The following is a 23,576-nucleotide window of genomic DNA, read 5'->3' as shown; positions in this document are numbered from 1 at the left end:
CTAGTGAACGGCGGCGTACATGATTTTTTCTTCGCTCGCTTCCTCGATGGCGAATTCCTCGACCATACGCCCAAGCCGTGAAACGAGGATACGGTCGGACAGGGCCAGGATTTCGGGAAGGTAGGAAGAAATCATCACCACCGGCAAACCGGCATTCGCAAGTTCGTTGATCACTTCATGGATCTCGGCAATGGCGCCGACGTCGACGCCGCGGGTCGGCTCGTCGAGAATGATCAGCTTCGGCTTCTGAACCAGGGCCTTGGCGAGCACGACCTTCTGCTGGTTCCCGCCCGAAAGCTCGATGACCTTGGAATTGTTGTCGATCGCCTTCACGTTCAGACGCTCGGTCCAGACCTTGGCCAGTTCGGTCATCTCGGCGTAGTTGATCACCGGGCTTTCGTTGAGATCAGCCCCGACAAGGCCGGAATAGATGTTCTGGGCGATCGACTTGGTTTCGAAGAAGCCCTCGACCTTCCGGTCTTCCGTGACATAGACGATGCCGTCCCGGATCGCCGGACGCGGAACACGGTAGCGCACCGGTTTGCCGCTGAGCCGCACTTCTCCGCCATGGAAGAAGTCGCGTTTCAGAACACCGGAAATGATCTTGAAGGTTTCGGTACGGCCCGAGCCGACCAGACCGAAGACCCCGGTAACCTGGCCCGAGAAAACGGAAAACGACGTGTTGCGCACGATCGATCCCATGGACAGGTTCTGGACCGAGAGCACGCGCTTGCCGGCCGGCCGCCCCTTTCGTTCCTTGCCCTGCTTGTCGCCGTAAAGCTCGTTCGTCAGGCTTCGCCCGACCATGTGGCCGATGATCTTGTCGCGGTCGAAGGCCTTGACCTCATCCGTGATGACATGCTCGCCGTCCCGCAGGATGGTGATCCGGTCGGAAATGGTCAGGGCTTCTTCCAGGGCGTGACTGATGAAGACGATCGAAACGCCGTTTTGCTTCAGGCGATTGACGAGATTGAAGAAGTGGTATTTTTCCTCGGGCGTCAGCGTGGCCGTCGGTTCGTCGAAGATGATCACCTTGGCATTGTGGCGGACGGCGCGGGCGATCTCGACCATCTGTTTCTGCGCCGCGCCGAGCTGGGAGACCAGGGCGGTCGGGTCCACCTCGAAGCTGAGCGATTGCAGGAATTGCTGCGCGGAAATCCAAAGCCCGCGCAGGCGTGTCAGGAATTGCTCGTTTCCCAGTTCCAGGTTCTGCGCGACGGTCAGCGAGGGGATCAGGCTGGTTTCCTGAAACACCATCGCGATGCCGCTTTCCAGGGCTTCCTGCGGACTGGTGAAGGCCACCTTGTTGCCGAGATAGCGGACTTCGCCGTCGGTCGGCTCATAGACCCCGGCGATCATCTTCGTCAGGGTCGATTTGCCGGCACCGTTTTCTCCAAGCAATGAATGGATCTCGCCGGGGTGCAACTCGAAGGAAACGCCCTTGACCGCGGGGTTGCCGTGAAATTCCTTGGTGACATTTCGAAGTTCGACCACGGGTGTCGTCATGCCGTTTCTCCCTCGGTCTCAAGGTTCAAGCGCAGGACTTCTCCGGAACCCCGCCCCGTGAGCCAGAGGTCGCCGTCCGCTTCCAGGGCAGATGTGATGCCGTGCCGGCGGCCGCCCGCGCGGCTATGGAAACTGCGCACCGGGATAAAGTCTTCGTCCAGTTCGATCACGAGGCCATAGGAAAGGGTCGGCGCCCACGGCTTGAGGATGCCCATCTGCTTCAGGGCACCGCCTTGCATCGGCTCATGGAAGGACTTTCCGCTGGAGTAATTGGGGGCGACCCAATAATCGGACGGCACCTCTCGGAGCATGGCCTTGCGGTAGCCGGGCTCTCTCAGGACGAATTCGATCAGCGTGCTGCGCGGGGCAAAGATGCACAGCCAGTAACCGCCGCCTTCGCGCGCCTGAATGCGTCCGGGATAGCCCGGAATTTCATCCAGAACGATGCGTGTCATGGCGCCGTCGGCGGCCATTTCGACCACGTGAGACGACCAGGCCTCGCTGAACACGACCGCCCCGTTGGGGAGTACGGCAATGCCGGAAGGATAGCGCAAGCGGTGCTTGACGATGCGGATCTCGCCGGTTGTCGGATCGGCGCGGCCGATCAGACCGCTGCGGTTCATTTCCATCAGATCGCGGCGCCACTCGGTGGGCGCATTCCGCTCCGATCCGATGCAGAACCAGATGTTCCCATCCTGTCCGAAGGCCAGGGCGGTGACGTTCCTGACATCCCTGTTCCAGTTCGGCGTCACGGCTTCGAAACCGGTGCCAAGCACCTGCAATCCGTCCGCAAGCGTCGCCACGGCCAGCGTCTCGCCATTCGTTGCCAGGGCGGTGATCTCGGATCCGAGATCGACCTTCATACCGTCTTGCGCGACGAGTTTTGCCCCGTCCGACCAGAGCGGCTGCCCCTGCCAGAAGACGATGCAGTCCGGTGCCTGTCCGGAAATCCCTTGCGGTAAGTCCTCCAGCCGGTTGTTCGGTTTCAGGGCGCCATCCAGGGCCGGTACGGTCACGGCCGCAGTGCCGCGCCCCAGGAAACTGTCGAGCTTCCGCGCGATAAACGTCTGTCTCATGCCTGCCTCCGGGCCTTGTCGCCCCAGTAGCTGGACCAACCGCTCCAGCTGTCGTTCATGCCTTCAAGGCGGATCCGCCCGATCCGGTTGTTGGTGATGCCGCCGAGATAGAGCCAGCCCTTGTGCTCGCGCATGGAGGTGATCATCGGGTGGTTGGTGGCATGGCGGTCCCACATGGACTCGATGAATTCGCCCTTGTCGTTGAACCGGGCGACGCAGCCGATATTGAGGTTCGGATAGAGCCACTGGTCGGCCGCGATCCGCCGTGCCATGCGCCGCCGGAAGCCCGGCATCTTCAGGGCGAGATCGAGGGCAGGAGAACGCATGCCCATGATGGCGACCCAATAGGTCCCGTCGGAGGCGCGGTTGATGTTGTCGGGATAGCCCGGCAGCTTATCGGCGAGGATCTCAAGCTTGCCTTTCTTGGGGCCTTCCAGCCAATACCGGTTGATCCGGCAGCCCCAGCTCTCGGCGAAGAGGATCGACTTGCCGTCATGGGCGGTGCAGACCCCGTTCGGGAAGATCAGGTTCTTCAGAACGGTTCGGGTCTTTTTGGTGGCCGGGTCGTAGCAGATGATGCGGCCGTTTCCGCGGCTCTCCAGGGCATCCACGGGCCAGTCATGCATCTCGTAGCGGATTGTTGCCTCGGAGAAATAGATCTTGCCGTCGGGCGCGATATCCAGGTCGTCGGCCAGACGCAGGCGGCTGTCGTCGACGACCGAGAACAAGGACCGGTTGGTTTCGTCGGTTACCTTGCTGACACTTCGATCCGCTTTGGAGATCATGTAGAGGCCCATGCCGCCGACGCAGACCAGCAGGTTGCCGTCCTTGTCGAAGCTCATGCCCAGTGGCGCGCCGCCGATATGGGCGTAGACCTCATGGGTTTTGTAGTCGGGGGCGAAGTAGCGGATGATGTCGCCATGACGGTTGCCGCTGTAGAGGTTGTCGTCCTCGTCGAGGATCACGTCTTCCGGGCTTTCCACTTCGCCAAGGGCGATCACGTCGACCTTGCTCAAACGGTCGTTGACCTCGAACGGACCGTGATCGGTCGGGCGGGGTTCCGGCATCTCCATCAGGGTGGGCGAAACGTAGACCTTGCTGAGGAGCTTGTGGCGGTTCTTCATCCAGCGCACGTCCACGAAGACGGCAAACAGAAGGGCGAGGCCGAGGACCATCGGTCCGGAACCGCTGTTGAGACCGAGGCGAAGGACGCCGTTGGACAGCACCAGAACGGTCACGGCGCCCATCAGGGCCTTGGGAACGGAGCCGCGCCCGCCGCCGAGCGAATTGCCGCCCAGGATCGCAGCAGTCAGTGCCGAGATTTCCAGTCCGATACCCGTGTCGGTGCCGGCGCCGCTCAGGCGTGCAGCGTAGAGAACGCCGGCCATTCCGACGAGGGCGCCGGAAATCACATAGGCCGAACAGACGATCCGCTTGACCGGCAGCCCCATGTTGAAGGCGGACCGGCGCGAACCGCCGATGGCCAGAAGGCGCCAGCCGGGGCCGGATCGGCTGAAAGCGATGTGGGCGATCACGGCAACAACCACCAGCACGACGAAGCTGAAGGGGAAGATCCAGACCCCGCCGAGACCCATCATGTCCCAGAGCGGCGAAGTGTAGAACGACATCGACATGTCCTGCGCGTATTCCAGAAGCAGCAGGTCGACGATCGCGCGTACGATAATCAGGGTCACCAGTGTGGTCAGAAACGCCCGGAGCCGCAGATAGCCGACCAGCAGCCCGTTGATCAGACCGACGCCGGCCGTGATCAGAACGGTCAGGAGTGCGGATACGCCCACAGGGAAATGCGCCAGGTTGAGGAAATAGAGCATCAGGAAGTTGGCGAGGGCAAAGTTCGATCCGACGGAGAGATCGATACCGCCAACCAGGATCACCGTCGTCATGGCGAGTACCACGAGGGCCAGTTCGCCGTATTGACGGGCCAGGATCGAAATGTTGCTTCCGGTGAAGAAGTTGGGAAGCAGCAACCCGATGACACCGACCACGATGATCATGAAGGTGAAGGGGATCGCGTTGTCGATCCAGCTCTTGGAGAGCATCTCGCCGACGACATGATCGGGGAAAAAGCGATACCGGGCTTTCTTGAGGCTATGTACTAGCGACACGGGACCATCTCCCCCATGAATGTGGTCATTGTTCTTGTCGTTGGAAATTGGAGAGACGTCAGGCCACGGCGGTGAGCCTGTGGCCTGCGCCTTGAGCGGATGTCCCTAGCGGAGACGGCTCGCGTAGATTTCGGAATCCCAGCAGGAAGCCTTGTCCACGTTGTCCTTGGTCATCACGTAGGTCGGAGAGAAAACCTGTGTCTTCAGCTTGCCGCCGCCGCCGTTCTGCAGGGCGATCATGATCGCGGTCCAGGCATCGCGTCCCATGCCGGGCGCGTCGTAGTTGTAGACGATGTCGAACGTATCGTCGCGGATCAGATCGCAGGTGCTCGCAGCACCCCCGCCGGACGTGATCACGGTGACGCTGTCGGCGAGGCCCGCCTGCTTGACCGCGGCTCCGGTACCGATGGCCTGACCATCCCACATGTCGAGAATGGCACAGAGATCCGGGTGCTGCTGAAGGACGGTTTCGGTAATGGCCCGTGCCTTGGACGCATCCCAGTCGGCTGCCTGGCTCGAGACGATCTGAATGTCCTCGCGCCCTTTCAGGACCTCCATGATGCCCTGGACCTGGAAGTAGCTGACGCCGCCCGTGAGCACGCCCTGCACGATGGAGATCTTGTGCGAGGTGTCGGTGCCTTCGCCGCATTGCTTGATCGCCATTTCGGCAATCTCGCGGCCCATGGCGACGTAGTCCGGCCCGACAAAGGCATCGGTCTGAACGGCCCCTTGCATGTTCATCTGGATCACGGTGATGCCGAGACGGTTGGCCTGCATCATCAGACGCGCCAGTGACTGGGTGTCCGGGTTCTGGGTGACGATCACGTCGGGGTGCTCGGCAATGAGGGAGGTCATGCCCTGCGCCATCGCATCGGTCGACCAGTTCGGATCCTGAATCGTGAACTTCATGCCGTAGCGCTGGGATTCTTCCTTGACCACGCCACCCCAGGCTTGCGCCAGGTCAAAGCCGGCGGAGATCGGCAGGTAGGCGATCCACTTGTCTTTCAGGGCCTCGAGCGCCGGGCCGCGGAACGGGTCATTGGGTTCCTGTGCCAGCGCGCCGCCGGCAATGCCGACCCCGGCCACGGCCAACAGGGCCATTTTCTTCAGATTGGTCCAAGTCATGTTGCTTTCCTCCAAGGTATTCATTCAGCTGGGTATTCAGTGTTTTTGTTGCTTGGACCGGATCAGATATCGCCTTGCTGTCCGGTCTGTTCGTCACGTGGATTGATGACGCTGTCCGCGACGATCGCGAGCAGAAGGATGAGGCTCTTGATCACGTTCTGGATGGTGTACTGGATGTCCATGATGGTCATGCCGTTCACCAGAACGCCGATCAGAAGCGTGCCGACGATGACGTTACGGACGCTGCCCCGGCCGCCCGACAGGCTGACGCCACCGAGCACGACAATGAGGATGACGTCGTAAATCATGTTGGAATTGACGATGCGGGTGTTCATCGACTGCACCGCCGTCGCGGTGATCAGGCCGGCAAGATAGGCGGCCGTTCCGGAGAGCATGTATTGGAGCACCATGGTCGGGCGCACGGCGATGCCGGTGATCCGGGACGCCTGGGTGTTGTCGCCGATGTTGTAGGTGTTCCAGCCGTGCTTCGAGAACCGCAGGAAGAGATAGACGACGACAGCCAGGATTGCCGCCAGGATGATCGGGATCGGTACGCCCAGAAGGCGCCCCTGTCCGATCTGGGCCGCCCAGCCGAAGTTCGCCGGCAGATAGACGACATCCGTGCCGGTGATGAGATGGGCCCGGCCGAAGCCGTAGATGAAGGTCCCCATGGCGAGGGTCGCAAAGATCGCCGGGATCTCGGCAAAGGCGACCAGGATGCCGGTGATCAGGCTCATCCCCAACGCAAAGCCGAGGCCGATGGCAAGCGCCGCCCACAAGGGCATGCCGGTGCCGACAAGCTGGATCGTCCAGGCCACCGAGATGGCCATGTTGGCCACCATGGACAGGTCGATGCCCCGGCCCAGGACGACAATCAACATGCCCAGCCCCAAAATCCCAAGCACTGCGACACTTCGCAACAGAGCCAGGAGATTGCTTGTTCCTATGAATCCATCTAGGGAAAAGGCGAAGACTGCGAACATCGCAAGTGTGATCGTGAAAACGATCTTCTCCTGCGAGACATTCTTCAAACGTCCACCGAGCTTCATCTTCGATTGTCCTCCCGCTTGGTCGGCCACTCGAAAACAGCGCCTTTCCAATTGCGGCGAGTGTGAAGCGCTATTGTTATTTACTGCTAATCCATAAATCTTAGTGCAGTCATAGCTTTAGGCTATGTCATGACGAAACCCGCGATTGCGGGGCCCTGAAAGACTGGAAAACGGTTTGGGACATATCGAACATCTTTCGACGCTTTTCGATCTGAAAAACAAGGCCGTGGCCGATGTCGGGGCGGGAAGCGGTGCGTTTTCGGTTCAGCTCTCTCAAGCAGGAGCCATAGTCTCCGCGATTGAAATCGACCCGGACAAGGTTGCGGCGGCGCGGGAGAAGCTGCCGTCCGGTGTAGCGGTTCTGGAAGGGCGTGCGGAAGCCTTGCCGCTCGCTGACGGTTCCCAGGATCTGTTGTGCTATTTCTTTTCGTTCCACCACGTGCCGCAGGAGGTTCAGACCCTTGCGCTCCACGAGGCCTGCCGTGTCCTGAACCCGGGTGGACGGCTGCATATCGTGGAACCTTATCCCTATGGCTCCATGTTCGACGTGGTCCGTCTTGTGGAAGACGAAACCGTGGTGCGCACCCGCTCGCATCAGATCATGGCGACGTTGGCCCAGAATGGCGGTACGTTCGAACTGCTCGACAAAGCCGAATACACGCTCTCGCGCTCCTATCCGGCTTTCGAGGATTTTCTGAAGCAGGTTGTCCGCGTGGACCCGGCACGCAAACGCATATTTGAAGAAAACCGGGCAGAAGTCGAAGAGCGCTTTGAGGAGTCGCTCGATCGCTCGTCGGGCGGACATCTTCTGCACCAACCCTGTGCTGCCTACCATTTCCGGAAACGGTAAGACGGCCGGCAGCACTCTTGCTCACTGGGCTCCGGCTTGTTTCCTTACAATTTCCGGAGCAGGACCTCCTCGACCAGGTGGTCCGATCCTTTCTTCAGGATCAGGTCGGCACGGGGGCGGGTCGGCTGGATGTTTTCGTGCAGGTTCCGCAGGTTGATGTTCTCCCAAAGGTCCTCGGCCCTTGCCAGGGCGGCTTCTTCCGGGAGTTCCGCATAGCGATGGAAGAAGGATTGCGGATCGCGGAAAGCGGTCTCTCGCAGGCGCATGAAACGGGTCACGTACCAGTCGTGGATCAGCTCTTCTTCGGCGTCGATATAGATGGAAAAGTCGAAGTAGTCGGAGACGAACGGCACCATCTTGCCGTCTTCGGGCAGGTCGCGCACCTGCAGCACGTTGATGCCCTCGAAGATCAGGATATCGGGCCGGTCGATTGTCACATACTCGTCCGCGACGACGTCATAGGTGAGGTGTGAGTAGACCGGGGCCTGCACCGATCGGTCGCCCGCCTTGATCCGCGACAGGAAGCGGAGGACGGAACCGACATCGTAGCTTTCGGGAAAGCCCTTGCGCTCCATCAGGCCCTGTTCCTGCAAGGTGGCGTTGGGCCACAGGAAGCCGTCGGTCGTGATCAGGTCGACCTTCGGGCTCGACGGCCAGCGAGCCATCAGCTCCTTCAGGATACGGGCGGTCGTGGACTTGCCGACGGCAACCGATCCGGCGATGCCGATCACGAAGGGCGTCTTGATTGCCTCGTCGATATTGAGAAAGTGCCGGCGTTCCTGGAACAGATTGACCGACGCGTCCACATGGGACGACAGGAGACGGGACAGGGACAGATAGATGCGGCGGACTTCGTCGAGATCGACGGGATCATCGAGCGAACGCAGCCGCTTGACCTCGTCTTCCGATAGGGTCAGCGGCGTATCGGCCCGGAACTCCGACCACTGCTGTGCCGAAAACCGGCGGTAGGGGGACAGTTTGCTGCCGGACAACTGATCCAGAGGATCTGTTTGGGCCGAAGGGAATTCTGTCGCCTGAGGCTTGTCCATCACGTCCTTGAGTGTTCACTGGTTCATCAGGTCCGGTAGAAACAGTGTTATTTCCGGGAAGGCAATCAAAATACACAGGATGCTGACGCCGATCACGATAAACGGGATCAATCCCTTAAAGAATTCCTGAAGGCGAGCGGGCGTCCGGCCTGCGCTGACCTCGGCGTTCAGTCCGAGGGGCGGTGTGAAGAGGCTGGTTTTCGCTGTCTTGGCAACGATGAAGCCGAAACACACGGAATCGAACTTCATTGCAATACGCCCGGCTATGGAAAAGGCGCCGGGGTAACTTGAGATGAGTCGTCGTACTGGGCCAGCACAACGGTGACCTTCGGATTCGCACGCCGATCCGGTGTCCGGAAAGCCTCTCGATGGCGCCGGCCCGCCGCTACGCCTCGGCGAACAAACACCTGAGGTCCTGTCGAAATTGCCCGGTATCGGCGAGGGGGGGAACTGCAGGATCTGGCCGAAGCCGGAGTGCTGTTTCGGCGCAAGGCTTGACTTGATGTTGGAGGCGCACGCCGTGTTTTGCATCAAAGATTGGTCGCCAGAAGGATCTCCACCCGGATCTTTTCCTGTGAAAACAGCGTGCTGCGCTGATCGGTCATGGCCTTCAGCTTTCGGATGGCGCTTCTTGCCAGGTGGCCGGGATCCTGGGTGATCAGGGCGTCCAGCAGTCCGCTTTTCAACGCGGCCTCGGTATAGGGGGTCCGCTCATGGGCAATGGTCACGAGCGGTTGCGGCAGCCGGATTTCATCGAGGACCGTCAGCGGGACCCGCGCCTCCGACGACAGGATATAGGCCGCGACGATGTCCGGGCGCTTGAGGGCCTCGGATATGATGGTGCGGGCGCGATCCGGAGAACCGTAGGTCTCAAGCGACGGCAGCGCGTGGAGGTGGGGGAACCGGGAATTTATGATCCGGTCGAACCCGAGGCGGCGTTCCAGGCTGTCGCGCGACTGCATGGTTTCGGAGACGATCAGGATACTGCCGGTCTCTGCCCGGACGAACCGGCCGAGCAGGGTGGCGGCGGTTGCGCCGGCGGCGTTGTTGTCGATCCCGACCCAGTCGTCGCCCGTGCCCGTCTGGTTGGAAATGAAAGGCAGGGTCTGGACGCCGCGTTCCTGCAGGCGGTGGATCGCGTCGCGCACCTGGGGCGTTTCCGGCGCCATGATCGCGACGCCGTCGACCGTGTCGGTGGTCAGGGTGCCCAGATAGGCGGCAATACCATGGGGATCGTTCTCGTCCAGGTGTTCGACATAGGTGGTGACCATGTCGTTGACGAGAATGCTGTTCGCCTCGTCGATATGGCGCACGATTTCCCGGTGAAACAGGTCGCCTGAACGGGGCAGGACGAAGACGAACCGGTAGCTCTTGTTCCTGGCGAGATTGGCCGCCGACAGGTTGCGGACGAAGCCCAGTTCCTTGATGGCGGCGTTGACGCGATCGATGGTTTTCTGCTTGACGCCTTCGCGTCCGTTCAGCACGCGATCGACGGTGGCCCGGCTGACGCCCGCGAATTTTGCGAGGTCTTTCGTGGTCGGGCGGGCCAATGGGTCGCTGTGTGCCTGGGATGAATTTTTCTTCATCTTATCAATTGCTTGTTGTCCTTCGGACCGTGCCGCGAACGCGACCGATTTCCGGTTCCTCCCTCCTTCCATAGCACAAAATGAGACACGTGCGTCATTTTTTGCTTGTTTTGAGGCACGTGTCTCATTTAGTGTTTCTGCAACGGAGCCGCCGTCCCGGGGAGGGTATGGCCGGTCTGTTCTAGGGAGGATTGATAAAATGAAATCCAGATTTCTGATGACCGCAGGTGCGTGCGGTCTGCTCATGAGCGGTTTTTCCGGTGCTGCCCAGGCCGAAGACCTGACCCTGTGCTGGGCATCCTGGGATCCGGCCAATGCGCTGGTCGAACTCAGCAAGGACTACGAGGCCCAGAGCGGCAACAAGATGAGCTTCGAGTTCGTGCCCTGGCCGAACTTCGCCGACCGCATGCTGAACGAGCTGAACTCGGGCGGCAAATTGTGCGATCTCATGATCGGCGACAGCCAGTGGATCGGCGGCTCGGCCGAAAACGGCCACTATGTGAAGCTCAATGATTTCTTCGACAAGGAAGGCATCAAGATGAGCGACTTCATCGATGCCACCGTGACCGGCTATTCCGAATGGCCGAAGAACACCCCGAACTACTGGGCTCTGCCCGCCTTCGGCGACGTGGTCGGATGGACCTATCGCAAGGACTGGTTCGAGCGTCCGGAACTGCAGGCCGAGTTCAAGGAAAAATACGGCCGCGACCTGGCCGCGCCTACGACCTTTGCGGAACTCAAGGACATCGCCGAGTTCTTCCAGGGCCGGGAGATCGACGGCAAGACCGTCTATGGCGCCTCCATCTATACCGAGCGCGGTTCGGAAGGCATTACCATGGGCGCGATGGACGTGCTCTACAGCTTCGGCTTCCAGTATGAAAACCCGGACAAGCCCTATGACATGGAAGGCTATGTCAATTCGCCGGGCGCCGTCGCAGGCCTGGAATACTACAAGGCGCTCTACGATTGCTGCACGCCTCCGGGCTCGTCCAACGGCTACATGAGCGAGGGCATCGACGCCTTCAAGTCCGGCCAGGTCGCCATGCAGATGAACTTCGCCTTCACGTGGCCCGGCTTCGAAAACGATGCCAATGTCGGCCACGGCAAGACCGGCTATTTCGTCAATCCGAAGGGCCCGGACGGCAAGCAGTTCGCCCAGCTCGGCGGGCAGGGGATTTCCGTCGTGTCCTACTCGGACAAGAAGGACGCCGCGCTTGACTACATCAAGTGGTTCGCAAAGCCCGAAGTTCAGGCGAAATGGTGGAAAATGGGCGGGTTCTCCTGCCTGAAGGCCGTGACACTTGCCCCCGACTTCCCGGAAAGCCAGCCTTATGCGCAGACCTTCCTGGATTCCATGGCGGTCGTGAAGGATTTCTGGGCCGAGCCGAGCTATGCGATCCTGCTTCAGGACACCCAGAAGCGGTTCCATGACTATGTCGTCGCCGGCAACGGCACAGCACAGGAAGCGCTCGACGGCCTAGTTCGCGACTGGACCGAAACCTTCGAAGACGAAGGCAAGCTCTAAGCGCCTTCCTCCCGTCAGGCGGGGCCGGGTGAGGCCTCGCCTGACACTTCAGACTATTTCCTTTCGAATTGAGTAACCGATCATGACGGATGAAACGGATGCCCGGCCACCATCGGCACCGCAGGGACGGTCCGCGCGTGGCATCAAGGGACTGAGCGACCGGGCCGTCGGATGGACGTTTATCCTGCCGTCGATCCTGCTGTTGCTGGCAATCAATATCTTTCCGCTGATCTGGACCATCCGGCTCAGCCTGACCAACTACCGCGCCAATCGCACGGGCGCGGAACTGAAATGGCTGGGCTTGAGGAATTACGAGCGGATCCTGACCGATCCGGACATCTGGAACGCCATGCAGGCGACCGCGCATTTCGTCATCTGGACGCTGGTGCTGCAGGTGCTCATCGGGTTCACGCTGGCCTATCTGATCAACAAGAAGTTCAAGGGAAACGATCTCTGGACCACGATCATCGTGCTGCCGATGATGCTGAGCCCGGCGGTGGTCGGAAACTTCTGGACGTTCCTCTATCAGCCGCAAATCGGGCTGTTCAATTATTTCATCGGCTTTTTGACCGGGGCGGATCCGTCGTCCTTTTCCATGATCGGCGATGTGGCGCTGGCGCCGTGGGCGATCGTCATCGTCGATACCTGGATGTGGACCCCGTTCGTCATGCTGATCTGCCTGGCAGGGCTCAGATCGATCCCTGAATCCATCTATGAAGCGGCGGAATGCGACCGTGCCAGCAAATGGCGCCAGTTCTGGACGATCACCATCCCGATGGCCCTACCGTTCCTGATGCTGGCGGTCCTGTTCCGGGGCATCGAGAATTTCAAGATGTTCGATCTGGTCGTGCAGTTGACCGGCGGCGGGCCGGGTAGCGTCACCGAACTGACGTCGATCAACCTCAAGCGGGAAGCCTTCGAAAAGTGGCGCACCGGCTATGCCAGCGCCTATGCGGTGATCCTGTTCGTGACCGTGTTCGGTCTGGCCTCAATCTACGTCAAGGCGTTGAACAAGGTGAAGGAACGATGAGCTTTTCCGTTACCCAGCCGTCTCTCAGGCAGAAGTGGATCGCCGGCGTTCTGGTCGTGGGCTATGCGCTCCTGACCCTGCTGCCGCTGTTGTGGATCATCGCGACCGGCTTCAAATCCCCGAACGACGCCATTGCGTATCCGCCCAAGGTGGTGTTCGAGCCGACGCTTGAGGGCTACGTCAATCTGTTCACCACCCGGACCAGACTGTCGCCGGAAGCCCTGGGCGACCTCGGCCCGCCGCAAACCTGGTACGACAAGATCGTCCGTCAGTACGACATGGTGATTTCCGGGCCGAGCCGGTACGGGGAACGCTTTCTCAACTCGGTCATCATCGGCTTTGGATCGACCTTCCTGTCGGTGTTTCTCGGAACGCTCGCGGCCTACGGGTTCTCGCGCTTCAAGGTGCCGCTGAAGGACGATTTGATGTTCTTCATCCTGTCCACCCGGATGATGCCGCCGATCGCGGTGGCGATCCCGATCTTCCTGATGTTCCGCCAGCTCGGCCTGTCGGATACCCACCTGGGCATGATCCTGCTCTATACGGCGGTCAACCTGTCGCTCTCCGTCTGGCTGCTGAAAGGGTTCATCGACGAGATCCCGATCGAATACGAGGAAGCCGCCCTGATCGACGGCTACACCCGGTTCCAGGCCTTCTACAAGGTGGTGTTGCCGCAAGCCGCGACCGGGATCGCGTCGACTGCGATCTTCTGCCTGATCTTCTCCTGGAACGAATATGCCTTCGCCGTCCTGCTGACCTCGGGAACGGCCCAGACGGCACCGCCCTTCATCCCGACCATCATCGGCGTGGGCAAGGACTGGCCCGCGGTCGCCGCCGGCGCCACCCTGTTCCTCGTGCCCGTCATGGTCTTCACCGTTCTTCTGCGCAAGCATCTGTTGCGCGGGATCACCTTCGGAGCTGTCCGGAAATGAAAACGCTGCTTACCGATTTGTCGCGGCTGCGCCGGGGGCCATGGGAAATGGTCGCCACCGTTCTGATCGCCCTTGGAGTGTTCATGCTGATGCAGCCCTTCGCCCTGTGGCTCTACACCTATTCCTTCATCGTCACGCTGGTCGGAACGGTGATGTTCATCATCGTCAGCCATTTTCCGGAGTAGATGATGGCCCAGATCAGGATTGAACATCTGCGCAAGGAATTCGGCTCATTCACCGCCGTGAAATCGTCCTCGTTCACGATCGAGGACGGCGAATTCTTCATGCTGCTCGGACCCTCCGGCTGCGGCAAGACGACGACCCTGCGGATGATGGCCGGGCTCGAACTGCCGACCAGCGGGCACATCTATATCGACGACGAGGAAGTGAGCCAGAAAAGGGCGAGCCAGCGGGACATCGCCTTCGTCTTCCAGATGTTCGCGCTCTATCCGCACATGAACGTGCGCAAGAACATCAGCTATCCGCTGATCAGCCAGGGTATGCCCCGGGCGAAGGTGAAGGAGAAGGTGGCGGAGGTCGCGAAGATCCTCAGGATCGAGGATCTGCTCGACCGCCCGGTCGGAGGGCTTTCCGGCGGGGACCGTCAGCGGGTCGCGCTGGGCCGGGCCATCGTCCGCGAGCCCAAGGCCTTTTTCATGGACGAGCCCCTGGGTGCGCTCGATGCGGAATTCCGCGAACACATGGCCGAGGAACTGCGTGCCCTTCACGACCGCATGGGCGCGACCACGGTTTATGTCACCCATGACCAGCTCGAAGCCATGCAGATGGGCGACAAGATCGTCGTCATGAACCACGGCGTCATCGAGCAATTCGGTGTGCCCCAGCAGATCTACGACTGGCCGGCCACGAAATTCGTTGCCGAATTCATCGGCTCCCCGCCAATGAACTTCCTCGACTTCGAGGGAACCGTTGGAAACGGCGCGACCCGCGTCAGCCTCGGCGGGGCGGAATTCAACGTGCCGAAGCAACTGACTGGCGCCCAAGGGGCGCTGACCCTCGGCGTGCGTCCGGAGCATGTGGCGCTGAACGACGGGGCCGCCTATCGCGGGCAGGTGGTTGCGCAGGAATATCTGGGCACCACCCAGATCGTGACGCTGGAAACCGCGAACGGCGTGTTGAAGGCGCGGATTCCCTCCGATGTGTCCGTGCGTGTCGGCGAGCGGACCGGGGTGGATCTGGATGCGCGCAAGCTGACGGTTTTCGACGCGACGACAGGAAAGGCCTTGCTGTCGACTGCGAACGAGGAGGTCCTTCACCATGGCTGAAGTCAGACTTTCCGGAATTTCCAAAAGCTTCGAATCGACGGTCGCGCTCGACGACGTGACCATGACCGTTCCGGACGGGTCCTTCGTCGTCCTGCTCGGGCCGACGGGGGCGGGCAAGACCTCGCTCCTGCGCATGGTGTCGGGGCTAGACACTCCGGATGCCGGGACCGTGTCGATCGGCGGGCATTCGATGGCCGGACTGTCGCCCGCTCATCGCAATGTCGCGATGGTGTTCCAGCAGTATTCCCTCTATCCGCACATGAATGTGCGGGAGAACCTGGAATTCCCGTTGAAGTCGCCGATGCTGCGCACGCCGCAGGCGGAGATCGACCGCAAGGTGGCCGAGGTCGCGGAAATCCTGCAGATCTCCCACAAGCTGGACAACAAGGCGACGGCGCTTTCCGGCGGGGAAATGCAGCGGGTCTCCATCGGCCGGGCGCTGGTGCGAAATCCGTCGGTCTATCTGATGGACGAGCCGTTGAGCTCGCTCGACGCCAAGCTGCGGTCGGACCTGCGGGTGGAGCTGAAGAACATCCAGGCGAACTCCGGGGCAACGCTGCTTTACGTCACCCATGACCAGATCGAAGCCATGACCATGGCAACCCAGATCGGGGTTCTGGATCAGGGCAGACTGGTGCAGTTCGGCACACCGCGCGAGATTTATGAAAATCCGGTCAGCGTTTATGCGGCCAGCCGTTTGGGTCAGCCGCGGATCAACATTCTGCCTGCGGATCTTTTCGCCGGAGCGCCCATAGGGGCTGTCTCCATTGGCCTGCGTCCGGAACATGTCGTTCAGGGCGAAGGCGAGGAGAGCTTCGTCAACCGGGTCGAGCATCTGGGCGACCAGACCCGCCTGCACCTGGTTTACAAGAACCATGATCTCGTGACGGTAACGGATGCACACACGACACTGACCCATGGGGACATGGTGAAGATCCAGCCGAGAAACCCGCTTTACTTTGACGCCTCTGGCGCAAGACTCGCCTGAGGGAGGGCCACATGACGCATTTCATGAACAAAAAAGAAGATCTGGTCACCGAAGCCATCGATGGCGCGCTGACCGCGGCTGGCGGAACCCTTGCCCGCCTGGACGGCTATCCGCACATCCGTGTGGTGGTGCGCAGCGACTGGACCAAATCCAGGGTCGCGCTGGTCTCCGGCGGCGGTTCGGGCCACGAGCCGGCCCATGTGGGGTTCATCGGCAAGGGCATGCTGACGGCCGCCGTGTGCGGAGATGTGTTCGCATCGCCGTCCGTCGATGCGGTTCTGGCCGCCATTCTCGCGGTGACCGGGCCTGCCGGATGCCTGCTGATCGTCAAGAACTACACCGGCGACCGCCTGAATTTCGGTCTGGCGGCGGAACGGGCACGCGCCTTCGGTCACAAGGTCGACATGGTGGTGGTGGACGACGACGTCGCCCTGCCGGACCTGCCCCAGGCGCGCGGCGTGGCCGGGACCCTGTTCGTGCACAAGATTGCCGGCGCATTGGCCGAAAGCGGAGCGGCGCTGGAGACGGTAGCGGAAACCGCACGGCGGGCGATCGGAAACATCAAGAGCATCGGCATGTCGCTGGACACCTGCACGGTTCCGGGCTCGCCGAAGGAGCATCGTATTCCCCAAGGCAAGGCCGAACTCGGGCTCGGCATCCACGGCGAGGCGGGCTTCGAACAGGTTGCCTTCGTCGATGCGAGGCAGGCCATGGACGCGGTGGTCGACAAGCTGCGGGTGGCTATGTCCGACAGGCCCCATGTGGCCCTGGTGAACAACCTCGGCGCGGCGTCGGTTCTGGAGATGGGGCTTCTCGCCAACGAACTGATGCAGTCGTCCATCGGGCACCAGATCAAGTGGATGGTCGGGCCGGCCTCCATGATGACGTCCCTCGACATGCACGGCTTTTCCGTGTCGCTGATGGAACTGGCCGATGGAGATGCGGAGCTGCTGTCCGCACCGACCCCGGTGTCGGGTTGGCCCGGCTGTGTCGCGCTTGAAAAAACCAGGGTGCTTCCGCTTCCCGACGGCCTGGCTCCGATCAAGGCGATGCCGTCGCCGCATGAACCGACGCGGGCCTTCCTGACTTCCTGTTGCGAACTCCTGATTTCGGCGGAAGCCGACCTGAATGCCCTGGATGCGAAGTCGGGCGACGGGGATACGGGCTCGACGCTTTCAAATGCGTCGCGTGCGTTGATTGCATCGATGGACAGCCTGCCGCTTGCCGATCCCACGCAGCTGTTCCGGGCCATCGGACAGGAACTGAGCCAGACCATGGGCGGATCCTCCGGCGTGCTCTTGGCGATCTTCTTTGCCGCCGCCGGCGATGCCTCCTCGTCCGGCCTGCAGATGCGCGACGCGTTGAAGGCCGGTCTGGAGCGGATGCAGCAGATCGGCGGCGCCGAACCGGGTGACCGGACCATGATCGATGCCCTGCACCCGGCGCTGGAGGCTCTCGGCGACGGGTTCGTCGCTGCGGCTGCCGCCGCACGCAAGGGCGCCGATCACACCGCAACGCTTTCCAAGGCCAATGCGGGCCGCGCCTCCTATCTCAATGCGGAACAGCTGATGGGCCATAACGATCCGGGCGCGGAAGCCGTCGCGCTGCTGTTCGAGCATGTGGCGCGTCTCCCGTGACGCTCTAACTCCGCCCCCGACTGATCCGCAGGCCCTCCGGATCCGTATTACAAACGGATCTTGAAAAATGTCCCGCGCGGGCCTGGCGCCTTGTGGGAACAAGGGGGACTGTCATGGCGGATCGTCAAAAGCTGGCATGGGTTGTCGGTGCGAGTTCGGGGATTGGACGCGCGCTTGCTTTGAAGCTCGTCGATGACGGGTACCGGGTCGCGGCCAGTGCGCGTAACGTCGAGGACCTGGACCTGTTGGCGTCGGAAACCGATGGCGCGATCAGGCCGTTTGCCGTCGATATTCGGGATGGCGAGGCCGTTGGCCGGACGGTTGCGGACATAGAAGAAACCATGGGTCCCGTCGATCTCGCCGTCTTTGCGGCGGGGATCTACCTTCGCGATGAACCGGGCCGGTTCGATGCGGATCTCGTGGCCAGATCGGTCAGCGTCAATCTGGTGGGGACCAGCCATTGCCTGGACGCCGTGCTCGGCAGGATGGTGCCGCGGCGCAGCGGGCATGTCGCCATGATCGCGTCGGTGTCCGGCTATGCGGGTCTGCCGGGCGGAGGCGTCTACGGGGCGACCAAGGCGGCGCTGATCACGCTTGGCGAAGCGATCTATCCGGAACTGAAGGAAAAGGGGATCGCCGTCAGCGTGATCAATCCGGGCTTCGTGCAAACGCCGCTGACCGACCGGAACGACTTCCCCATGCCGTTCATGATTTCGGCGGAAGACGCGGCCGGGCGGATCGTCCGGGGACTTCGCGCCAGGCGGTTCGAGATCGCCTTCCCGAAACGCATGGTCTTCCTGCTCAAGCTTCTGCGGCTACTGCCCTATCCGCTTTTCTTCGCCGCGACGAAGAAGATGCTGCGCGAGGATCGTGCCTGATCCGGCGCAGGGCTTAAGGAAGGCGAGAAACCCGGGTTACCCTAACGGGCAAGCGTGAACTGGACGACGTCCAGCCGGCCGGAGCGGAAGCCGGCGGCGCAATAGTGAAGATAATAGCGCCACATCCGGTAGAAGCGATCGTCGAAGCCGAGGGGGCGGATCTTCGACCAGTTGTCGGCGAAGGCCCGATCCCAGGCAAGCAGCGTGCGGCCGTAATCCTGGCCGAAGCGCAGGCTGTCGGCGACCTCAAGCCGGCCTTTCCTGGCGCTTTGCTCAAAAGCCGCCACCGACGGCAGAAAGCCGCCGGGAAAGATATAGGTCTGGATGAAATCCGCGCCGCGCCGATAATTCCGGAACCGGCTCTCGTCGATGGTGATGACCTGGATCGACGCCTTGCCGCCCTCCGCCAGAAGGTCGCGCACCCGGTTAAAATAGACGGGCCAGTTTTCCTCGCCGACGGCTTCGAACATTTCGATCGACACGATCTTGGTGAAGCGTCCCCGCACGTCCCGGTAATCCTCCAGGCGAATGTCGGCCAGGGCGGACAGGCCCGCCAGCGCCAGCCGCCGACGCGCGTGGTCCGCCTGTTCTTTCGACAGGGTCAGGCCGGTCACCCGGCAGCCGGTTTTTTTGATGGCATGTTCGGCAAAACCTCCCCAGCCGCAGCCGATCTCAAGCACATGGTCATCGGGGCCGATGTCGAGCGATGCGATGATGCGGTCGTATTTGGCTGCTTGCGCCTCTTCCAGCGACATGTCCCGCCGCTCGTAGAGGGCGGAGGAATAGGTCATCGTCCTGTCCAGCCAGTGGCCATAGAACGCGTTGCCGAGATCGTAGTGGAAGGCGATGTTGCGCCTGCTGCCCGCGCGGGTGTTGCTGTTCAGGAGGTGGCGCAGGCGCGCGGTCCATCGGCCGATTGACGAGGCGCGCATCGGACCCTGAAGCCGGTCTTCGTTGACGAGCGCCAGTTCCAGGAAGGCGAGCATGTCCGGGCTGTCGATATCCCCGTCCATATGGGCGCGGGCAAAGCCGAGGCTGCCGTTACCGATGACCTTCCAGAAGGCGCTCGCGTTGTTCAGTTGAAGCATGGCCGAGGGGCCGGGTTCGGAGCCTTCGACCTGAAATTCCCGACCGTCGGCGAAGACGAGGGTCAGTCGCCCGCGGGAAATGCGTTCGGCCCAACGGCAGATCATGCGTTGCCAAAGAGGGGGTTTTTGTTCTGCGATCAAAGCCGCGGATTGGTCGATCTCACTCATGTCAGTTCTCCCCGAAGCGGTGGTTCGCGACGACGGTGGCGTCGATGGGACGGGTTGCTGCCCTATGACGGTAAACCGCGATGCCCTTGAGCCACAACCGCAAGGCCTCGAAATGAATCGCGCCCATGATTTTCAGGGTCATGAGCGGATAGGTCGCGAGCGCCTTGAGCAGGGTGCGGTCGCTTAAGGGACGCCGGCGGCCCGCGAAGGATGCATGGAGGAGCGGGCCATCGGGATCGGCCTCGTTGATCGCAATCAGGACCCGGTCGGACGGCGGCGCGATGCGGAACCGGTAGCGGCAGTCCATCGGAATGAAGGGAGAGACGTACATCTCCTTGGCGCATTCGTGCCGGAACTGGCCGTCGCGGCCGGCGCCTGCGGGGATGACGTAGGTGTGCCGCTCATGAAAGGTATTGCGGACCTCGTAAAGAATGGCGCGCAGCTCGCCCTCGGCCGTGCGGCAAAAATAAACGGTCAGCGGATTGAAGACGTAGCCGAAGATGCGCGGATAGCAGAGCACGGCAATGCGCATTCCCGGGCTCCACAGGCCGGCGTTTTCCAGCTGGCCCCGCACCCAGTCCTTTAGCCCGTTCCGTTCGCCGGATCCGTGGTCGCTGTCATGAAAGCTGAAAACGGCCCGCCGATTGTAACCGAACAGCTTCACGTTCCGGTCGAGCCCCTCAAGCTCATCGAGATCGAGAAGCAGGGAAAAGACACGGTAACGCAGTTTGTGGACCTTGGGACGAAGGCGGTTGTGGATCACCTCGCCGGCATAAAGGGCGGATGTGAGTGTCATTCGGCGGCGATCCTAAGCTCTGGCCTCTGCTCTGGCCCGACGATGCGGTCCGACGGGTTTTCAAGAGACCACGGTCGCTTTATGCCGCCAAGCTCTTCCGCAACGGCGAGGCCGGATTGCAGCCCGTCCTCATGGAAGCCGCTGCCGAAATAGGCGCCGCAGAACCATGTCCGGCGGCGTCCCTGCAATTGCCAGAGGTTTGCCTGTGCCGCCAGCGCGTTCCCGTCGAAGAGCGGATGGGTGTAATTGAAGGTCTGGTGAATGTTCCGGGCGTCGATTTCCCTGCTCGGGTTCAGCGTCACGAACACCGGCAGGTCGGTCTTCAGGTTCTGGAGCCGGTTCATCCAGTAGGTCACGCACAACTGCTCCTTGCCGTCGCCGCGCTTTCCGCCGATGTAGTTCCAGCTCGCCCATGCGGCCCTGCGTCTCGGCATCAGTCCGGGATCGGAATGCAGCACGGCGGTGTTGTCCGTATAGCCGAAGCTCCCCAGCAGGTTTTGCTCCTCAGGATCCGTGTCGGCAAGGAGGCGGAGCGCCTGATCCGCATGGGTCGCGATCACGACCTGGGAAAACCGCTCCGATTGTCCGTTGGCGCAGGTGATCGTGACGCCCAGGTCGTCCCGGCTTATTCCGACAACAGGCGAGCCGAAATGCAGGGTGCCGGTGAAGGCGCCGAGGAGGCGTTGGACGTAGGCGCGGCTGCCGCCGGTAACGGTCCGCCATGTCGGCCGGTCCTTGATGAGAAGGAGCCCGTGGTTGGCGAAGAACCTTATGAAAGCCTGAAGCGGATAGGCGCGCATCTCGCTCGCCGTGGTCGACCAGATCGCCGCGCCCATGGGCAACAGGTGATCCTCGATAAAGGTGCGGCTGTAACCTTCCATGTCCAGAAAGTCTCCGAGGGAAAGGTTCGCACTATCGGGGCGATTCAGAACTTCGGGGGCTTCACGGTAAAAACGGAAAATGCCGGTCAGCATCGACCAGAACCGGGGGCTGACCACATTGGTTCGCTGGCTCAGCAGGCCGGCCAGTCCGGAGCCGGAATATTCGAAGCGGCCATCATCCAGCGAGGCGGAAAAGGACATGTCGGAGGCTTCCGTCGGCACACCGAGATGCGCAAACAGAGCAACCAGGTTCGGGTAATTCTTGTCGTTGTAAACGATGAAGCCCGTGTCGACCGGCGTCTTGCCAGTGATGGTTTCGACGTCGACCGTGTTGGAGTGGCCGCCTGCACGAGCATCCGCCTCAAAGAGCGTGACGTCTTTTGATTGGGAAAGCAGCCAGGCGGCGGAAAGACCGGAGATGCCGGAGCCGATGACGGCGATCCGCGTATTGCCTGCATGAAAATCTGTATTGCCCCGAAAGCTCATTGCGAACCAACCGTTCCTGTTGCGTGTTGGATAGGACTACGCATCAGGGTCGCCTTCGGATTAGTGCCTGATTTTTTTTATGCGCCGTGATCCACCACGCCGAACGGCGCGTATTAGCGGCATGACAATAACAGTTTCGCAGACGGCCGAGCGATGCCACAATGGTCTTGCGTTAGCCGGATGGCCCGTACAAGCGGTACGGAAACCACGCGGCGTTGCGATGATCAAAGTGCGCGGAACTCCCATGACCGAAGACCCTGAAGATATGTCGCGGCTGATCGCAGCCGTGGCGCGGGTGCAGGATGTCGACGCCTTCGAGAAGCTGTTCCGACATTTTGGCCCGCGGGTGAAGGCCTACATGATGCGCCATACCGGCAACCTTCAGACCGCGGAAGAACTGATGCAGGAAACGATGATGCTGGTGTGGAACAAGGCCGCACTGTTCGATCCCGACAAGGGAAACGCTTCGACGTGGATCTTCACGATCGCACGTAATTCTTTCATCTCCGCCTATCGCAAGCAGAACCGGCCGGAATTCGATCCGAACGATCCGGCCTTCGTTCCCGATGACATCGAGCCGGCAGATGTGGAATTTCAGAACAGGCAGGAAGCGGAAAGGGTCCGTACGGCCCTGAAAGAGCTGCCCGAAGAACAGCGCGAACTCGTTCAGCGGTCGTTCTTCGGCGACGTCTCGCATTCGGACCTCGCCGAGGAATACGGACTGCCGCTCGGGACCGTGAAATCGCGCATTCGCATGGCGATCGCCAAGCTTCGCAAGAGCCTGGGGGAACGGTGATGAAACCGCGTCATCATATACGGGACGAATTGCTCGCAGCCTATGCGATGGGAGATCTGGCGGAAGGCTGGAGCCTGGCCATCGCCACGCATCTTGCGCTGTGCCCCAAATGCCGGGCGCGGCTCGGCCAGTTCGAGGCGGCCGCCGGCGACATGCTTGAGACGATCGAACCGGTGGAACAGTCCATGGAGGACTCGTGGCAGGCAATCCGGCGGCGGGTTTCTGAGACCACGCCCCCTGACGGCACTCCCCCTGACAGCACTCCCCCTGACAGCACTCCCCCTGACTCCGGCCTGTCGTCGAAGGCCGATGCGCCTCGCGGCGATTATGTCCTGCCCGCGCCGCTTAGAAACTATGTTGGCGCCGATGCGGATCAACTGAAATGGAAGGCTCTGGGCCGGGGCGCCTATCAGGTTCTGGTGCCGACAGGGGATGAGGAAACCAGTGTGCGGTTGTTGCGCATCCCTGCCGGCAAGCCCGTGCCGGAACACGGCCATGGCGGGCGAGAGCTCACGCTTGTGCTGTCTGGAAGCTTCAGCGACGTGACCGGGCGTTACGGCCGGGGCGACCTGGAGGATGCGGACGAGGACCTGGAGCACAAGCCGATCGCCGGTGAAGAAGAGGACTGTATCTGCCTTGCGGTCACGGATGCACCGCTTCGCTTCAAGAGCCGTCTGTTGAGGCTGGTCCAGCCCATGCTGGGCATCTGAGGAGAGAC

At 61.4% G+C, this 23,576-nt stretch carries 22 protein-coding genes; 11 read left to right on the top strand and 11 right to left on the bottom strand.

Annotation, left to right across the window (positions count from 1 at the left end; all coding sequences use genetic code 11):
- The 5 genes from ACN0SO_RS14230 to ACN0SO_RS14210 all read right to left on the bottom strand — a co-directional run bounded on the left by ACN0SO_RS14230 (window position 1) and on the right by ACN0SO_RS14210 (window position 6,816).
- Window positions 1–1,506, bottom strand: a complete 1,506-nt coding sequence (locus ACN0SO_RS14230; protein WP_417678758.1) for a sugar ABC transporter ATP-binding protein — start codon at window positions 1,504–1,506, stop codon at window positions 1–3.
- Entirely contained in the window at window positions 1,503–2,582 is a 1,080-nt protein-coding gene (locus ACN0SO_RS14225; protein ID WP_417678756.1) for a strictosidine synthase, read from the bottom strand. Before ACN0SO_RS14225 ends, ACN0SO_RS14230 begins: the two co-directional genes overlap by 4 nt.
- On the bottom strand, window positions 2,579–4,642 hold the full coding sequence (locus ACN0SO_RS14220) for an ABC transporter permease (RefSeq protein WP_417678802.1): 2,064 nt from the start codon (window positions 4,640–4,642) through the stop codon (window positions 2,579–2,581). The genes ACN0SO_RS14225 and ACN0SO_RS14220 overlap by 4 nt, the downstream gene beginning before the upstream one ends.
- A gap of 171 nt (window positions 4,643–4,813) precedes the next feature.
- Window positions 4,814–5,833, bottom strand: a complete 1,020-nt coding sequence (locus ACN0SO_RS14215) for a sugar ABC transporter substrate-binding protein (RefSeq protein WP_417678754.1) — start codon at window positions 5,831–5,833, stop codon at window positions 4,814–4,816.
- A 62-nt stretch (window positions 5,834–5,895) separates the two neighbouring features.
- A complete protein-coding gene (locus ACN0SO_RS14210; protein ID WP_417678800.1) occupies window positions 5,896–6,816 on the bottom strand; it encodes an ABC transporter permease in 921 nt (306 codons plus the stop codon).
- 241 nt (window positions 6,817–7,057) lie between these two features.
- On the opposite strand from ACN0SO_RS14210, the gene ACN0SO_RS14205 reads away from it, so the two are divergent.
- Window positions 7,058–7,732, top strand: coding sequence for a class I SAM-dependent methyltransferase (locus tag ACN0SO_RS14205; protein WP_417678752.1), 675 nt, complete (start codon window positions 7,058–7,060; stop codon window positions 7,730–7,732).
- A gap of 44 nt (window positions 7,733–7,776) precedes the next feature.
- On the opposite strand, the gene coaA is transcribed toward ACN0SO_RS14205, so the two are convergent.
- Genes coaA through ACN0SO_RS14190 form a run of 3 tightly spaced genes read right to left on the bottom strand, consistent with a single transcriptional unit; the run spans window position 7,777 to window position 10,367 of the window.
- On the bottom strand, window positions 7,777–8,781 hold the full coding sequence (gene coaA / locus ACN0SO_RS14200) for a type I pantothenate kinase (protein ID WP_417678750.1): 1,005 nt from the start codon (window positions 8,779–8,781) through the stop codon (window positions 7,777–7,779).
- Window positions 8,782–8,796: 15 nt separating this feature from the next.
- Window positions 8,797–9,312 carry a TRAP transporter large permease subunit gene (locus tag ACN0SO_RS14195; protein WP_417678748.1) on the bottom strand — a complete coding sequence of 172 codons (516 nt, stop codon included), beginning with the start codon at window positions 9,310–9,312 and terminating at the stop codon, window positions 8,797–8,799.
- Complete coding sequence (locus tag ACN0SO_RS14190; protein WP_417678746.1) at window positions 9,312–10,367, bottom strand: LacI family DNA-binding transcriptional regulator; 1,056 nt, start codon at window positions 10,365–10,367, stop codon at window positions 9,312–9,314. Before ACN0SO_RS14190 ends, ACN0SO_RS14195 begins: the two co-directional genes overlap by 1 nt.
- Window positions 10,368–10,584: 217 nt before the next feature.
- Between ACN0SO_RS14190 and ACN0SO_RS14185 the strand changes: the two genes are divergently transcribed.
- The 8 genes from ACN0SO_RS14185 (at window position 10,585) to ACN0SO_RS14150 (ending at window position 18,643) form a co-directional block, all read left to right on the top strand.
- Window positions 10,585–11,892 (top strand): ABC transporter substrate-binding protein, encoded by a 1,308-nt coding sequence (locus tag ACN0SO_RS14185; protein ID WP_417678797.1) that lies wholly within the window; start codon window positions 10,585–10,587, stop codon window positions 11,890–11,892.
- Between the two features lie 82 nt (window positions 11,893–11,974).
- Window positions 11,975–12,922 (top strand): carbohydrate ABC transporter permease, encoded by a 948-nt coding sequence (locus ACN0SO_RS14180; protein WP_417678744.1) that lies wholly within the window; start codon window positions 11,975–11,977, stop codon window positions 12,920–12,922.
- Window positions 12,919–13,854 carry a carbohydrate ABC transporter permease gene (locus tag ACN0SO_RS14175; RefSeq protein WP_417678742.1) on the top strand — a complete coding sequence of 312 codons (936 nt, stop codon included), beginning with the start codon at window positions 12,919–12,921 and terminating at the stop codon, window positions 13,852–13,854. The genes ACN0SO_RS14180 and ACN0SO_RS14175 overlap by 4 nt, the downstream gene beginning before the upstream one ends.
- Window positions 13,851–14,039 carry a hypothetical protein gene (locus ACN0SO_RS14170; protein WP_346911078.1) on the top strand — a complete coding sequence of 63 codons (189 nt, stop codon included), beginning with the start codon at window positions 13,851–13,853 and terminating at the stop codon, window positions 14,037–14,039. The genes ACN0SO_RS14175 and ACN0SO_RS14170 overlap by 4 nt, the downstream gene beginning before the upstream one ends.
- Window positions 14,040–14,042: 3 nt before the next feature.
- A complete protein-coding gene (locus ACN0SO_RS14165; RefSeq protein ID WP_417678739.1) occupies window positions 14,043–15,140 on the top strand; it encodes an ABC transporter ATP-binding protein in 1,098 nt (365 codons plus the stop codon).
- On the top strand, window positions 15,133–16,128 hold the full coding sequence (locus ACN0SO_RS14160; RefSeq protein WP_417678737.1) for an ABC transporter ATP-binding protein: 996 nt from the start codon (window positions 15,133–15,135) through the stop codon (window positions 16,126–16,128). Before ACN0SO_RS14165 ends, ACN0SO_RS14160 begins: the two co-directional genes overlap by 8 nt.
- 11 nt (window positions 16,129–16,139) lie before the next feature.
- Window positions 16,140–17,765: a dihydroxyacetone kinase subunit DhaK gene (locus tag ACN0SO_RS14155; RefSeq protein ID WP_417678735.1), complete on the top strand. Its 1,626-nt coding sequence runs from the start codon at window positions 16,140–16,142 to the stop codon at window positions 17,763–17,765.
- A 113-nt stretch (window positions 17,766–17,878) separates the two neighbouring features.
- Window positions 17,879–18,643 carry an SDR family NAD(P)-dependent oxidoreductase gene (locus ACN0SO_RS14150; protein WP_417678733.1) on the top strand — a complete coding sequence of 255 codons (765 nt, stop codon included), beginning with the start codon at window positions 17,879–17,881 and terminating at the stop codon, window positions 18,641–18,643.
- 41 nt (window positions 18,644–18,684) lie between these two features.
- Here the strand turns inward: ACN0SO_RS14150 and ACN0SO_RS14145 are convergent, their stop codons facing one another.
- The 3 genes from ACN0SO_RS14145 to ACN0SO_RS14135 are packed head-to-tail and all read right to left on the bottom strand — an operon-like array spanning window position 18,685 to window position 22,062.
- The gene (locus tag ACN0SO_RS14145; protein ID WP_417678731.1) at window positions 18,685–19,899 is read right to left on the bottom strand and encodes a class I SAM-dependent methyltransferase; all 1,215 of its coding nucleotides are present in this window, start codon (window positions 19,897–19,899) and stop codon (window positions 18,685–18,687) included.
- Between the two features lies 1 nt (window position 19,900).
- A complete protein-coding gene (locus tag ACN0SO_RS14140; protein WP_417678729.1) occupies window positions 19,901–20,695 on the bottom strand; it encodes a DUF1365 domain-containing protein in 795 nt (264 codons plus the stop codon).
- Window positions 20,692–22,062 (bottom strand): NAD(P)/FAD-dependent oxidoreductase, encoded by a 1,371-nt coding sequence (locus tag ACN0SO_RS14135; protein ID WP_417678727.1) that lies wholly within the window; start codon window positions 22,060–22,062, stop codon window positions 20,692–20,694. Before ACN0SO_RS14135 ends, ACN0SO_RS14140 begins: the two co-directional genes overlap by 4 nt.
- Before the next feature lie 244 nt (window positions 22,063–22,306).
- Here ACN0SO_RS14135 and ACN0SO_RS14130 point away from each other — a divergent pair, with 244 nt between their 5' ends.
- Both ACN0SO_RS14130 and ACN0SO_RS14125 read left to right on the top strand, forming a co-directional pair.
- A complete protein-coding gene (locus tag ACN0SO_RS14130; protein WP_417678725.1) occupies window positions 22,307–22,858 on the top strand; it encodes a sigma-70 family RNA polymerase sigma factor in 552 nt (183 codons plus the stop codon).
- On the top strand, window positions 22,858–23,568 hold the full coding sequence (locus tag ACN0SO_RS14125) for a ChrR family anti-sigma-E factor (protein ID WP_417678723.1): 711 nt from the start codon (window positions 22,858–22,860) through the stop codon (window positions 23,566–23,568). The genes ACN0SO_RS14130 and ACN0SO_RS14125 overlap by 1 nt, the downstream gene beginning before the upstream one ends.
- Window positions 23,569–23,576: the final 8 nt, after the last annotated feature.

Origin of the sequence: Roseibium sp., from assembly GCF_048260565.1 — a bacterium.
Classification (GTDB): domain Bacteria; phylum Pseudomonadota; class Alphaproteobacteria; order Rhizobiales; family Stappiaceae; genus Roseibium.
This window is presented reverse-complemented; position numbering and strand designations above follow the sequence as displayed.

Coding starts and splice junctions, on each gene's coding strand:
- ACN0SO_RS14155 (WP_417678735.1), top strand. CDS start 16,140: ATGACGCATTTCATGAACAAAAAAGAAGATCTGGTCACCGAAGCCATC.
- ACN0SO_RS14135 (WP_417678727.1), bottom strand. CDS start 22,062: ATGAGCTTTCGGGGCAATACAGATTTTCATGCAGGCAATACGCGGATC.
- ACN0SO_RS14185 (WP_417678797.1), top strand. CDS start 10,585: ATGACCGCAGGTGCGTGCGGTCTGCTCATGAGCGGTTTTTCCGGTGCT.
- ACN0SO_RS14190 (WP_417678746.1), bottom strand. CDS start 10,367: ATGAAGAAAAATTCATCCCAGGCACACAGCGACCCATTGGCCCGCCCG.
- ACN0SO_RS14145 (WP_417678731.1), bottom strand. CDS start 19,899: ATGAGTGAGATCGACCAATCCGCGGCTTTGATCGCAGAACAAAAACCC.
- ACN0SO_RS14170 (WP_346911078.1), top strand. CDS start 13,851: ATGAAAACGCTGCTTACCGATTTGTCGCGGCTGCGCCGGGGGCCATGG.
- ACN0SO_RS14195 (WP_417678748.1), bottom strand. CDS start 9,312: ATGCAAAACACGGCGTGCGCCTCCAACATCAAGTCAAGCCTTGCGCCG.
- ACN0SO_RS14160 (WP_417678737.1), top strand. CDS start 15,133: ATGGCTGAAGTCAGACTTTCCGGAATTTCCAAAAGCTTCGAATCGACG.
- ACN0SO_RS14230 (WP_417678758.1), bottom strand. CDS start 1,506: ATGACGACACCCGTGGTCGAACTTCGAAATGTCACCAAGGAATTTCAC.
- coaA (WP_417678750.1), bottom strand. CDS start 8,781: ATGGACAAGCCTCAGGCGACAGAATTCCCTTCGGCCCAAACAGATCCT.
- ACN0SO_RS14180 (WP_417678744.1), top strand. CDS start 11,975: ATGACGGATGAAACGGATGCCCGGCCACCATCGGCACCGCAGGGACGG.
- ACN0SO_RS14220 (WP_417678802.1), bottom strand. CDS start 4,642: ATGCTCTCCAAGAGCTGGATCGACAACGCGATCCCCTTCACCTTCATG.
- ACN0SO_RS14210 (WP_417678800.1), bottom strand. CDS start 6,816: ATGTTCGCAGTCTTCGCCTTTTCCCTAGATGGATTCATAGGAACAAGC.
- ACN0SO_RS14125 (WP_417678723.1), top strand. CDS start 22,858: ATGAAACCGCGTCATCATATACGGGACGAATTGCTCGCAGCCTATGCG.
- ACN0SO_RS14225 (WP_417678756.1), bottom strand. CDS start 2,582: ATGAGACAGACGTTTATCGCGCGGAAGCTCGACAGTTTCCTGGGGCGC.
- ACN0SO_RS14215 (WP_417678754.1), bottom strand. CDS start 5,833: ATGACTTGGACCAATCTGAAGAAAATGGCCCTGTTGGCCGTGGCCGGG.
- ACN0SO_RS14165 (WP_417678739.1), top strand. CDS start 14,043: ATGGCCCAGATCAGGATTGAACATCTGCGCAAGGAATTCGGCTCATTC.
- ACN0SO_RS14130 (WP_417678725.1), top strand. CDS start 22,307: ATGACCGAAGACCCTGAAGATATGTCGCGGCTGATCGCAGCCGTGGCG.
- ACN0SO_RS14150 (WP_417678733.1), top strand. CDS start 17,879: ATGGCGGATCGTCAAAAGCTGGCATGGGTTGTCGGTGCGAGTTCGGGG.
- ACN0SO_RS14175 (WP_417678742.1), top strand. CDS start 12,919: ATGAGCTTTTCCGTTACCCAGCCGTCTCTCAGGCAGAAGTGGATCGCC.
- ACN0SO_RS14140 (WP_417678729.1), bottom strand. CDS start 20,695: ATGACACTCACATCCGCCCTTTATGCCGGCGAGGTGATCCACAACCGC.